The organism is Bacteroidales bacterium (assembly GCA_021648725.1).
Classification (GTDB): Bacteria; Bacteroidota; Bacteroidia; order Bacteroidales; family JAADGE01; genus JAADGE01.
The window spans coordinates 65,405-78,955 of record JAKISF010000001.1 but is presented as its reverse complement, the minus strand read 5'-3'; the positions used below and the strand labels follow the sequence as shown (position 1 = coordinate 78,955).

Below are 13,551 nucleotides of genomic sequence, written 5' to 3'. Positions count from 1 at the left end.
AACTTATTATTCTTTATACAAGCCTGTCAGCACTTTTTCATGTGTCATAGGTGCAGTGAAATCAATTTTGTAATTCGGATTATATGCTTTAATTGCATCCGAAACAGCGAAATAAGTTCCTTGCCCGTAAATCAGCGGAGGTTCACCCACAGCCTTTGATTTTAAAATTGCATGTTTATGTCCTTCTGTTTCTAATGCTTCAACTTTCACAGATTTCGGTACAGAATTAATATCAGGAACTTTATATGATGAAAGTGAATTTGATAAAAGGCGACCTTTTTCGTCAAATCTTATTTCTTCCATAGTTACCCAACCGATGCCTTGAATTAATGCTCCTTCAATTTGTCCTTTATCCAACAGCAAATTCATACTTTTCCCGAAATCATGAACAATATCAACAGACTCAATATCAAAAATTCCTCTTATCGTATCAATTTTTGCAACAGTTATTGCTGTTCCGTACACATGATATGCAAACGGATGCCCTTTTTCCTTTGTTTTATCAAAATGAATTTCAGGTGTTGCATAATGCCCTTTTTCTGAAAGTTTTACTCTGCCTGCAAATGCAACTTCGATGAGTTTATTCCAACCTAAATCAGTTTTCTTATTCTTATTTAAAACAAAGTCATTTTTTATTTCAACATCGCTTGAAGTAAGGTTCAAAAATTCGGCAGCTGCATCTTTTAATCTCACAAGCAATTCATTACAAGCAACTTCCACAGCCTTGCCGTTAAGATCGGCACCCGAACTTGCTGCTGTCGGTGATGTATTTGCAACTCTTGTCGTGTTTGTTGTTTCAATTTTAATTTTGTTAACTGAAACACCGAGTATATGAGAAGCAACTTGTATCATTTTAGTATTTACCCCCTGCCCCATTTCAATTGCCCCCGTACTTATACCAATACTTCCGTCTTGATAAATATGTACCAATGCTCTTGCATGATTCATCATAGTATTCGTAAATGAAATACCGAAACAAAGCGGTGTAATTGAGATTCCTTTTTTGAACTTTGTATTTTCCGAGTTAAATTTCTTAACTTCTTTTATTTGCCGGTCAATATTAAAAATTTTATCGGCGGCTTTCCAAGAATTTATTGCTTCTGCTTGTGTTGCAATTTGTCCGAAAGGAAACTCATCATTTTCTTTAATCAAATTTGCACGCTGAATTTTATGTGCAGGCACACCTATTTCATCGGCAGCTTGTTGCACAGCCGATTCTATTGCAAAAAATGCCTGCGGAGCACCGAACCCTCTGAATGCCGTGTTGGGAAGTGTATTTGTTCTGCAACTGAAAACTGTTATTTCCGTATTCGGAATAAAATAACTTCCCGCAGCATGAAATAATGTTCGTTCCATAATTGCCGGAGATAAATCAGCTGATGCTCCTCCGTCTTGTATAAATTCAACTTCGTAAAATTGTATTTTTAAATCTTCCGATAAACCTATTGCATAATCAGCAGTATAAGGATGTCGTTTTCCGGTCATTCTCATATCATCATGTCTTGCCAAGCTTATTTTTACGGGTTTATGTAAAATATATGCCGCAAGTGATGCCATTGCCGCCCAGGGTGTTGCTTGATCTTCTTTGCCGCCGAAACCGCCGCCGAGTCGGTTAACATCTACCTCAATTTTATTCATTGAAACATTTAGAATTTCGGAAGTTATTTTTTGAACAGAAGTTGCTCCTTGTGTTGAAGAGTACAGCGTGATACTTCCGTTTTCTTTGGGAACTGCATAAGCACCCTGCGTTTCGAGATAAAGATGTTCTTGCCCTCCGGTTTCGGAAGTTCCTTTTATAATATATTTTGATTTTTCTTTTCCTTTTTGAAGGTTTCCGAGTTTAAAGGTTCGAGGCGGGATTATAAAGCTTTCGTTTTCTTTTGCAATTTTGGGGTCGGTTATTACCGGGAGTTCATCTGCATCAAATTCAATAAGTTTTTTTGCATCTCTTGCAATACGCTCACTTTCAGCAACTATAAATGCAATCGGTTGTCCTGTAAAATGGACTTCGTTTTCTGCAAAAAGAGGTTCGTCCTGAATAATTGCCCCTATTTGATTTTTACCCGGAATATCTTTATAAGTAAATATTTTTACAACGCCGTCTAAGTTTTCAGCTTTTGAATAATCTATTCTCAGGTTTTCGGCATGAGCAACGGGAGAGTCAAATACTAAACCGTATAATGTTCCTTGAAGTTCCGGTATATCATCTAAATATATTGATTCGCCTCTTAAATGGCTTTTTGAGTCGGTATTTTTCATTTTTTTATTTTTACGAAACTCAAAATTAAGAATTTTCAAATAATTTCTATGTTAATTCTAAAAAATATTCGGAATACAACACATAATCATTATTTATTCTTGATGTGCAGTTCTAAGTAAATCATTAACTACTTTTACGGGATTAAAAGTTGAAACAGGAACTTCAACAAATACCGTTAACCAATTTGCCATTGCACCGTTCCAAAGTCCGGGTAATTCTTGTGCTTTAAGTTTTTTTCCGTCTTTTGATTTTTCTGAGATAAATCCTGTTGCAAAATCAACATATTCTTTCAAATCAAATAGGTTTCCTTTATAATCTTTTACACTTAAAATTAAATCGACGGGGTTAAAATGTGTTGCGTTTTTAGCAATTTTGGCTTTCTCGGGATTATCCATGTCAATTTGAGCACCTTCAACTATTTGTAAAGAAACCGAACCGCTGTCTTTTTTAACAAAAAACGGACCTCCGCCGGGTTCTCCTTCATTTTTTACCATTCCGCAAACTCTTATAGGTCTGTTAAGTTTCTTTAAAAGATAAGTTGTTTTCTCTTCTTTTGTTCTGTCTTTAAATTTGTTATCAAGTTTTATAAACAGTTTTCTTTCCAAGAAACTTGCAATTTCTTCAATAAGATTATCATCTGCCTGATTATTAAGAACTTCTATGTGTTCAAAAACTTGATTCCTGATATTAACTAATAGTCCGGTAAGTGCTTTTTTATAAATAAATGTATCTCCTTTAAGCTTATCGTGAACAACATTATCTATGTTTTTAACAAATATAATATCTGCATCAATATCGTTTAAATTCTCGATTAATGCACCATGTCCGCCCGGGCGAAACAAAATTGAGTTATCTTCTGTTCTGAAAGGTTCATTTTCAAGTGTAACGGCAATTGTATCTGTTGAGTTTTTTTGAACGGAGAAATTTATCTGAAATTTAACTTTATATTTTTCTTCATATTTATTCATTACAGAAATAATGTGCTCATAAAATTTTTCTTGATGCTCGGGCGAAACCGTAAAATGAACATTAACTTTGCCGCCGGAATTTGCATAATTTGCACCTTCAACAAGATGTTCTTCTGCAGGTGTTCTTGATTCTTTTCCGTATTTATGAAATTTCAGTAAGCCTTTCGGCAAATTGCCGTAATTCAAACCTTTTTCATTCAACAAGCAAGATAAAACTTTTTTATTATTTGTAATTGAATCAATATTTTCATCGCAAATTTCTTTTAAATCTTGATAAAAAGCAAAATTTTCAATTTCTTTAAAGAAAGTACTTACCTGTGTATATTTTTTTTCTGCAATATTTGAATTTTCATCTTCCATAAACTCAAAAAGCTGTTTAAACATTCTGCTTGCCGCACCTGATGCCGGAACAAACTTTATGATTTTCTCATCGTCTGATATTTTATTATATAGGTTTATATATTTTTCAATATCAGTATCTTTCAGTTTAATAATTCCGTCATTAATTGTTGCGACTTTGACAATATTAACATAAGGAAAACCTTTTTTGAAATTTTCAATTTGTTTTTCAACAGTTTCTTTGCTTATTCCTTTTTCTGAAAATTGTTTTAAATCGTTTTTTGTGAACATGGTTTAATTTTATGTTTATTATTCCATTAGTTTTTTTAATGTTTCGGATATTATTTTCCCCAAATATAAGAACAAAACGCTTACTTAAAAATCAAACAAGATTATACACTTCAATAATATTCGCAACTTTTTTAATAATTAATTCAACAGATTTTTGTTTTGCAGTTTCAATATCAACATCTTTTTTAAACAAAGGAAAAAATTTAATATTCTCATATTCTGAATCAGAACTTTCTAATTCTGAAATTCCGCAAATAACCGCAACCGGTTTCTTATATTTATTTGCTGTTTTAATCAATTCTCCGGTAACTTTCCCTCGTAAACTTTGTTTGTCAAATTTTCCTTCCCCGGTAATCAATAAATCACAATTTTTTATTTTTTCTTCAAGTTTCAGATAATCAAAAATTGATTTGCTTCCGGGTTTTAATTTTGCATTAAAAAAAGCATAACTTCCTGCTCCGAATCCTCCAGCCGCACCACTCCCCTGCTCTATGGCACAATCTTTTTTAAATTGTTTTTTTATTAAATCGGATAAATGTGATAACCCTCTGTCTAAAATTTTTATTTCGGCTTTACTTGCTCCTTTTTGTCCTGCAAAAGTATATGCTGCACCGTTTTTTCCGTATAGTTGATTTTTAACATCATATAACGAAATAATCTCAATTTCATAAAAAGGTATTTTAGCTCCTGAATCATCAATTTGAAATATTTTAATTAAATTTTTACCGATTGGTCTTAGTTCAAATCCGTTATTCGACAAAAATCTATAACCGATTGCATTTGCAGCACCTATTCCCATATCATTTACCGAACTTCCTCCTAAACCTACTATTATTTTCTTTGCTCCCTTTTCATAAGCATCAAGAATCATTTCTCCGGTTCCGAAACTACTTGTAAACATAGGATTTTGCTCTTTTATATCTAACAACTGAAGTCCTGATGCACTTGATAAATCTATTATTGCAGTTTTGTTTTTCCTTGAAAAATAATAATATGCATCAATTTTTTTGAATAACGAATTATTAACATTTATGCATATTTTGTCAGCATTAAAATAATCAGCCAAAATGTCAGAAGTACCCTCTCCTCCGTCTGCAAGAGGACAATTTACAATATTAAAATTATTTTCCGAACTTGGTAAACCCTGATATACAGCGTCAATAACTTCATTTGCCGTTAAAGTAAATTTAAATTTATCCGGAGCAATTAAAATATTTTTTACTGTTCTCATTAATTTATCATTCAATTGTACTATATTTGATTGTAAAGCTTAATACAATGTATAAAATATTATTTTCAATAGCATAAAATTAATTAAATTTGCAGACTATTGTAAAAATTCAAGCGTAAATATGAACAATACCCAAAAACTACTGGAAGCAATTAAAGAAGGGATGATTGAAAAAATGGCAAATAACATTGTCAATATTAACTTCTCGGGAACAGAAAATGCCATTACTGATTTTTTTATTATTTGTGATGCAGAAAATCAAAAACAAGTAGAAGCAATTTCAGATTCTGTTGAAAAGACAGTTTTAAAAAACACAAAAGAAAAACCTATTCATACCGAAGGTAAAGAAAATGCAGAATGGATAATAATAGATTATTTTGATGTTATTGTTCATATATTCCGAAAAGAATTCAGAGAAACATATAAATTGGAAGAACTTTGGGGAGATGCCGAAATAAATAAAATAGAAGTAAAGTATTCAAATATAGAAAATTAAAGAAGAATTAGATGTCAGACAAACATAAAGATAATATCAACAAGCCACAACAAAGAAAACCTGAAAAAGGTAAATTGCCTGAAAACAACGGAAACTTTTTTAAAGGAAAAGGAAATAAAAATACAGTTTTTATATTTATTGCAATTGCAATAGGATTCTTCATTTTACAATATGCTTCGAATCAAGAAACTGCCGTAAAAATCAGTCAATTAAGATTTGAAACAAAAATGCTTACGAAACCTCAAGCAATTGAAAGAATAAACATAGTAAATAACAAAAAAGTTGAAATTTTTATTAATGAAACATACATAGGAGATTCCGAATTCAGCGACCGTCCTGCCTCGGGAGGACAAGGGATTTTTACGGCTCAAAAATCTCCTGATTATTATTTCATGATTGGTTCAGTTGAAGTTTTTATTAATGGAATAAATAAATTTAAAAATAAAGACAGTTCATTTAATTTTCCGATAGAGTATGAGGAACGAACTGATATTTTCGGTGAACTTATGGGATGGTTATTTCCGCTGTTAATTATTGTTGTTATATGGATTTTTATTTTCCGCAGAATGGGCGGAGGCATGGGCGGCGGAGGCGGCGGAATTTTCAATGTAGGAAAATCAAAAGCAAAATTATTTGATAACGAAAAAACAAAAATTAAAGTAAACTTTACAAATGTTGCCGGTCTCGAAGAAGCTAAAATTGAAGTACAGGAAATTGTTGATTTCTTAAAAAAGCCTGATAAATATACAAAACTCGGTGGTAAAATACCTAAAGGTGCATTATTAGTAGGACCTCCCGGAACCGGTAAAACATTATTGGCAAAAGCAGTTGCCGGAGAAGCAAATGTTCCGTTCTTCTCATTATCAGGTTCTGATTTTGTTGAAATGTTCGTAGGTGTAGGAGCTTCAAGAGTACGAGATTTATTTGCACAAGCAAAACAAAAATCACCATGTATTGTGTTTATTGACGAAATTGATGCAATAGGAAGAGCAAGAGGCAGAGGTTTAAATATGGGAGGAAATGACGAAAGGGAAAACACTCTCAATCAACTCCTTACAGAGATGGACGGTTTTGACACAAACACAGGAGTAATAATAATAGCTGCAACAAACCGAGCCGACATTTTAGACCCGGCATTAATGAGAGCCGGCAGGTTCGACAGACAAATACATGTTGATTTACCGGATTTAACAGAAAGAGAAGATATATTTAAAGTTCATTTAAAACCCATAAAATGCGGAAAAGATGTTGATGTTGAAAAATTATCCAGACAAACTCCCGGGTTTTCAGGAGCTGACATTGCTAATGTTTGTAACGAAGCAGCATTAATTGCCGCAAGAACAAATAAAGAAGAAGTAGCACATCAAGACTTTCATGATGCGATTGACAGAATTATAGGCGGTCTTGAGAAAAAAAGCAAAATAATTACTCCGACAGAGAAAAAAACAATTGCATACCACGAAGCAGGTCATGCAACAGTTAGTTGGATGCTCGAATATGCACATCCTTTGGTAAAAATTACAATTGTTCCGAGAGGTCAAGCATTAGGTGCTGCTTGGTATCAACCGCATGAAAGACAAATTACCACAAAAGAACAACTTCTTGACGAAATGTGCTCAACATTAGGAGGCAGAGCCTCCGAAGAACTAACTTTCAGTAAAATTTCAAGCGGTGCATTAAATGATTTAGAACGTGTTACAAAACAAGCATATTCAATGACTGCTTTCCTCGGAATGAGTGAAAAGATAGGAAACATCAGCTTTTATGATTCGTCAGGCAGAGGTGAATATCAATTTCAAAAACCATATAGTGAAATTACTGCTGAATTAATAGATCAAGAAGTTAAAAAAATGATTGAAGAACAATACCAAAAAGCAAAAAAAATATTAAGCGACAACAAAGAAAAAATGAATGAACTTGCCGAACTTCTCTTAGAAAATGAAGTTATATATTATGAAGATGTAGAGAATATATTCGGAAAAAGAGAATTTGCGGATGAATATGAAGAAGAAATTCAAAAAGTAAGAAAACGAAATATAGAAAGGTTAAAAAAACAAAAAGAAGACGCAAAAAAAGAAAAAGAAGAAGAGAAAAGGGAGGAAGAGAAAAAAAAGAAAAAATTGTAAAACAATAAAGGATTTATAAAAAAAAGAAAATGGATAATTGGATAAAAATACAGTCATTTAAAAGAATTCATCAAGCTGAATTAAGAAAAGATATTCTTTCGCAAAACAATATTAACTCTGTAATTGTTAATGAAAAAGACAGCCTTTTTCTTTTTGGCGATATTGAACTTTTTGTTGAAGAAAAAAATGAAAAGAAAGCAAAAGCTTTGATAAATGAATTTAACGGACTTACCAAAATAAATTCTTTCATCGAAATGAAACCCATCTTGCTTTTTCAAAAAGTATTGCAGGATGCAGGTATCGAAACAACAATTAAAAGAAAAGAAAGCGATAAATATATTCTCGGCAATTATGAATTATACGTCAATAATGAACATTTAGAGGAAGTACTACCTTACCTCACTGGTGAAAAATTGACCGGTTGGGAGAAAGTGAAAATTTGCACAAAAGTTCGCCAAACAAAACATTATGTTGATTTGCTCGGTGAAAATCTTATAAATTCAATAATAATAAAGCAAAGAGACTCTGAGTATCATTTAGAAACAATAAACATATTTGTTAAAAAAGAATATGCAAAGAAAGCAAAAGATATTATGGCAGATATTAAAGGATTTAAAGTTGTTCAAGAATCCGAAAATTCTTCCGTAATTGAAAAATCAGAAGAAATTCTTGCAAAAGAGTTTATAAAAGCAATTATAAGAAAAGAAAAAACAAACTTTAAATTGCTGGTTGAAGAAAGCAACTTTGAAAAAGCAAAAGAAATTATAAACCATGAAATTGACTGGGTTGAATTAAAAACTTTCTCAAATGTTGCAAATGCTCTTTACTACAAAAGCATACTTGAAACTGCAAATATTCCTTCAATAATAGTAAATGAAAAAGATTCGTCATTTCTTCTCGGAGAAATTGAATTATTGGTAGAACAAGAATATTATACAAAAGCAAAAGAATTATTCGATAAATTATAATATCTGATTTTGAGTAAAAACCTTATAAAAAGAATTTTTTCTGCAGTTATTTTTCTTGTAATTCTTCTAAGCGGAATTATCATTAATGAATATTTCTATTTTGGCGTTTTTGTTATAATTCTGATATTTTCTCAATTTGAAATGTACAAATTACTGGAAAAAGGAAATTATGACAATCAAAAAAGATACGGAGTATTTGTAGGATTAGTTATTTATATTTCAAGCTTCTTTGTAGCAAAAAATTTAATTCCGCCTACAAGTTATTTTATTTCAATTTTGTTAATACTGTTGCTTTTTATTTTTCAACTTTACAGTAAAAAAGAAGATCATTTTAAATGTATTGCATTCACTCTTCTCGGAATAATCTATGTTGTTTTACCTCTGTCGGCATTGAATTTTATTGCTTTTGCAGGAATTAACAAAGACCAATATACTTATGAATACATCCTTGCAATGTTTATTATGATTTGGGTAAATGATACCGGAGCATATTTATTAGGTTCTGTTTTCGGAAAACGAAAATTATTTGAACGAATTTCTCCTAAAAAAACTTGGGAAGGTGCAATAAGCGGTTTTTTAGTTACACTAATTGCAGCTTATCTTATATCTCTTTGTTTTTCAGGCTTAAATGTTATCGAATGGCTGATATTTGCAATAATTGTTGTTGTTTTCGGAACATACGGAGATTTAGTAGAATCACACCTTAAAAGAAAAGTCGGAGTAAAAGATTCCGGCAATATTATGCCCGGTCACGGTGGATTACTCGACAGGTTTGACAGCACTTTTTTTGCAGCTCCAATGATTTTTTTGTATCTTAAAGTTTTAGAATATTTTTTTTAAAGAACTGTTAAAGTTTATCAAAAATGAGAATCCACAAAGAAGGTTATAAAACCCTGATAATTGTTTTTTTAATATTAACAATATTATCCGTATTTGTTTTTTTCTGTGACTGTAATTTAATTTTCTACATATCAATTTTTTTATCCTCAGTGTTATTTTCAATTGTTCTGCAATTTTTTAGAAAACCGAAAAGAATTATCAAACTTTCAACAAAAAATATTCTTTCTCCGGCTGACGGAAAAGTTGTAGTAATTGAAAAAACAAAAGAAACAGAATATTTTAAAGATGAAAGAATTAAAGTTTCCGTTTTTATGTCTTTGTGGAATGTTCATATTAACTTTTATCCCGTTGCAGGAATTATTAAATATGCAAAGTACCATAAAGGAAAATATTTGCTTGCAATAAACCCTAAATCATCAGAAGAAAACGAAAGAACAACAATTGTTGTTGAAAATGAAGAAAAAAAAGAAATATTATTTCGCCAAATAGCAGGAACAGTAGCAAGAAGAATTGTATATTATGCAAAAAAAGACGATAAAGTAAAACAAGCACAGGAATGCGGATTTATCAAATTTGGTTCTCGGCTTGATATTTTTATTCCGCTTGATGCTGATATTAAAGTAAAAATTGGAGATAAAGTAAAAGGAACACAATCTGTTATTGCCGAAATATAAACTTTATGACACATTTTCCCGGTTCCCTTTTGGCATAACACTTGACATTAATACATAAAAACACAAAGAAAGAATATATGTTTGAAGACTTAATTTTCGGCAGTGATAAAAAAGATAATAATTCTGATATTTTTCCTATAATTTCAGATCCTGATAATATCTTAATAAACGATTCTGATTTACCTGAAGAATTGCCCTTAATGACTTTAAGAAACTCGGTATTATTTCCTAAAATAATTATACCGATTGCAGTCGGAAGAAAAAAATCATTAAAACTTGTAAAAACTGCATTCAAAAAAGAACAGTTAATAGGGATAATCAGCCAAAAAGACGAGAAAATTGAAGACCCTGATTTTGATGATATATTTGAAACAGGAACATTAGCTCGTGTCGTAAAACTATTTGAAATGCCTGACGGAGAACAAACCGCTGTTTTACACGGAATTAAACGTTTTAAAATAAAGAAACGTATTAAAACCAAACCGAATCTGACAGTAGCTTATGAAGTTCTTGAAAATATTGAACCTGATAAAAGTGAAAAGAAAGAATACGATGCAAAACTTTTTTCAATAAAAGAGTTATCAGTAAAAATAATTCATTTATCCGTTAATATTCCGAAAGAAGCAACCTTTGCAGTTAAAAATATTGATAATCCTGAGTTCTTAATAAATTTCGTTTCTTCAAACAGCGATATAAATACAAAAAATAAGCAAACTCTTCTTGAAGAAAACAGTATGTCGGAACGTGCAGGGGAGCTCATAAAATTTCTGGTAAAAGAAGTTCAAAAACTTGAATTAAAAGATAATATCCAAAATAAAGCTAAAACAGAAATGACTCAACAACAAAAAGAGTATTTTCTGCATCAGCAAATGAAAGCAATTCAAGAAGAATTAGGGCACGAATCTCCGAAAGTAGAAATTGAAGAATTAGAAAAAAAAGCAAAGAAGAAAAAATGGAACGAAGAAGTTGCAAAAGCATTTAAGAAACAAATAAGCCGGTTGAAGCAAATAAATCCCATGTCACCCGACTATTCCTACCAAATTGCTTATGCTCAAACACTTGTAGAGCTGCCTTGGAATGAATTTACAAAAGATAACTTCGATTTAAAAAGAGCAGAGAAAATTTTAAACGAAGATCATTTCGGTTTAGACCAAGTTAAAGACAGAATATTAGAACATCTTGCCGTATTAAAATTAAAAGGAGATTTAAAAGCTCCCATTTTATGCTTATACGGACCTCCCGGAGTAGGAAAAACATCTCTCGGAAAATCGGTAGCAAGAGCATTAGACAGAAAATATGCCAGAATGTCACTCGGAGGCTTGCATGACGAAGCAGAAATAAGAGGACACAGAAAAACATACATCGGAGCAATGCCGGGCAGAATAATTCAAAACTTAAAAAAATTGAAATCTTCAAATCCGGTTTTTATACTTGACGAAATTGATAAAATAGGTAACGACCACAGAGGCGACCCGTCTTCTGCACTATTAGAAGTTCTTGATCCTGAGCAAAATAACACATTCTATGATAACTATTTAGAACTTGAATACGATTTATCAAAAGTTCTTTTTATTGCAACCGCAAATTCGCTTTCATCAATAAAACCTGCATTACGTGACCGAATGGAACTAATTGATGTTTCGGGTTATATTATTGAGGAAAAAATCGAAATTGCAAAAAGGCATCTTATTCCTCGTCAGTTAAAAGAACACGGTGTAAAATTATCACAAGTTAAATTAACGAAACAAGCAATTGAAGAAATAATTACAAATTACACCAGAGAATCCGGAGTAAGAAACCTTGAAAAGAAAATTGCCGGCGTAATAAGAAAAGTTGCGAAAAAAATTGCAACCGAAGAATATTATAATAAAAATTTGAAACCGGAAGATATACGCAAATATCTCGGAGTTGCTAAATTTACAAAAAATAAATATGAGGGAAATGAATATGCAGGTGTTGTAACCGGTTTAGCATGGACATCCGTAGGAGGAAAAATTTTGTATATAGAATCAAGTGCAAGCAAAGGGAACGGCAAACTTAATTTAACCGGAAACCTCGGTCAAGTTATGAAAGAATCCGCAATTATTGCTCATGAATATATTAAAGCACATGCCGATAATTTAAATATTAACTGTGATATTTTTAAGGAATACAATGTTCATGTTCATGTTCCCGAAGGAGCAACCCCGAAAGACGGTCCTTCTGCCGGTGTAACAATGGTAACTTCTATTGCTTCTACTTTTACGCAACGTAAAATAAAAAACAAATTAGCAATGACCGGCGAAATAACTTTAAGAGGAAAAGTATTACCCGTGGGAGGAATTAAAGAAAAAATACTTGCAGCAAAACGTGCTGATATTAAGGAGATTATATTATCAGCAGACAATAAAAAAGATATTGAAGAAATAAACGAAATTTACATTAAAGGCTTAAAGTTTCATTTTGTAGAAAATATTGCAGAGGTTTTAGATATTGCATTATTAAAACAAAAAGTAAAAAATCCCGTTAATTTTAAAATTGATAAAAATTAATTTTATGATATTCAGAAAACAAGTTGCAATTGGATTTAAAGGCTATTTCAAAGCAATAGAACTTTTATTCTCAAAAGGTTTTATAAAATATATGATTTTTCCTTTGCTGCTGAACGTTCTATTTTTTTGGCTCGGAATAAGTTTTGTCAAAGATGCAGCCGATTGGGCAAGTGATGCTTTCGTAAATTGGATAAATATAGGCGAAGGTAATTTTTGGGGTGCAGGTGCATTAAAATGGTTATCATCCGGTCTTATTGAAATTATTATATACTCATTATTTTTCATAACATTTGTCTATTTCGGCGGTTTTGTAATAATAATTATTCTTTCTCCTTTATTTTCAATAATTTCCGAAAAAACAGAATATGTTTTAAGTGAAGGTGGCATTGATTATCCTTTTGAACTTAAACAATTTATAATTGATGTTTTCAGGGGCATAGGTATTGCAATCAGAAACGTTTTATTAGAAACCGGAATAATGATTCTTATTTTTATCGCAGGAATAATTTTATCTTTTATAAGTTGGCTCGGAGTTATTTTTATGTTTTTTGTTTCTTCATATTTTTACGGTTTTTCGTATATGGACTATACAAACGAAAGACATAAACGCAAATTAAAAGACAGCGTAAAACATATCAGAAAATATAAATGGGTTGCAATCGTAAACGGTTCTTTATTTGCATTTGTATTGTTTATCCCTTGGCTGGGAACAGCTTTGTCGGCATTTATTGCCGTAATTTCCGTAATAGCGGGAACAGTTTCAATGCTTGAAATAAAAAAAATTGAAGATATCGAAATCGACAAAATGTTTAATGCAGAAATATAAT

Annotated in this window: 10 protein-coding genes; 7 read left to right on the top strand and 3 right to left on the bottom strand. The window is 31.4% G+C overall.

What is annotated here, in order from left to right; all coding sequences use genetic code 11:
* Window positions 1-6: 6 nt before the first annotated feature.
* The 3 genes from L3J35_00335 to L3J35_00325 all read right to left on the bottom strand — a co-directional run bounded on the left by L3J35_00335 (window position 7) and on the right by L3J35_00325 (window position 5,089).
* Window positions 7-2,259: a molybdopterin-dependent oxidoreductase gene (locus L3J35_00335; protein ID MCF6364631.1), complete on the bottom strand. Its 2,253-nt coding sequence runs from the start codon at window positions 2,257-2,259 to the stop codon at window positions 7-9.
* A gap of 93 nt (window positions 2,260-2,352) precedes the next feature.
* The gene (locus L3J35_00330) at window positions 2,353-3,858 is read right to left on the bottom strand and encodes a DUF4301 family protein (GenBank protein MCF6364630.1); all 1,506 of its coding nucleotides are present in this window, start codon (window positions 3,856-3,858) and stop codon (window positions 2,353-2,355) included.
* A 91-nt stretch (window positions 3,859-3,949) separates the two neighbouring features.
* Window positions 3,950-5,089, bottom strand: a complete 1,140-nt coding sequence (locus L3J35_00325) for a glycerate kinase (GenBank protein ID MCF6364629.1) — start codon at window positions 5,087-5,089, stop codon at window positions 3,950-3,952.
* A 121-nt stretch (window positions 5,090-5,210) separates the two neighbouring features.
* On the opposite strand from L3J35_00325, the gene rsfS reads away from it, so the two are divergent.
* The 7 genes from rsfS to L3J35_00290 all read left to right on the top strand — a co-directional run bounded on the left by rsfS (window position 5,211) and on the right by L3J35_00290 (window position 13,550).
* Entirely contained in the window at window positions 5,211-5,585 is a 375-nt protein-coding gene (gene rsfS / locus L3J35_00320; GenBank protein MCF6364628.1) for a ribosome silencing factor, read from the top strand.
* Window positions 5,586-5,596: 11 nt separating this feature from the next.
* Window positions 5,597-7,711, top strand: coding sequence for an ATP-dependent zinc metalloprotease FtsH (gene ftsH / locus L3J35_00315; protein MCF6364627.1), 2,115 nt, complete (start codon window positions 5,597-5,599; stop codon window positions 7,709-7,711).
* Between the two features lie 29 nt (window positions 7,712-7,740).
* Window positions 7,741-8,679, top strand: coding sequence for a DUF2007 domain-containing protein (locus tag L3J35_00310; protein ID MCF6364626.1), 939 nt, complete (start codon window positions 7,741-7,743; stop codon window positions 8,677-8,679).
* A 9-nt stretch (window positions 8,680-8,688) separates the two neighbouring features.
* Window positions 8,689-9,519, top strand: a complete 831-nt coding sequence (locus L3J35_00305; protein MCF6364625.1) for a phosphatidate cytidylyltransferase — start codon at window positions 8,689-8,691, stop codon at window positions 9,517-9,519.
* A gap of 23 nt (window positions 9,520-9,542) precedes the next feature.
* Entirely contained in the window at window positions 9,543-10,193 is a 651-nt protein-coding gene (locus L3J35_00300; protein ID MCF6364624.1) for a phosphatidylserine decarboxylase family protein, read from the top strand.
* A gap of 77 nt (window positions 10,194-10,270) precedes the next feature.
* Window positions 10,271-12,724, top strand: a complete 2,454-nt coding sequence (gene lon, locus L3J35_00295; GenBank protein MCF6364623.1) for an endopeptidase La — start codon at window positions 10,271-10,273, stop codon at window positions 12,722-12,724.
* Window positions 12,725-12,728: 4 nt separating this feature from the next.
* Window positions 12,729-13,550 carry an EI24 domain-containing protein gene (locus tag L3J35_00290; GenBank protein ID MCF6364622.1) on the top strand — a complete coding sequence of 274 codons (822 nt, stop codon included), beginning with the start codon at window positions 12,729-12,731 and terminating at the stop codon, window positions 13,548-13,550.
* Window position 13,551: the final 1 nt, after the last annotated feature.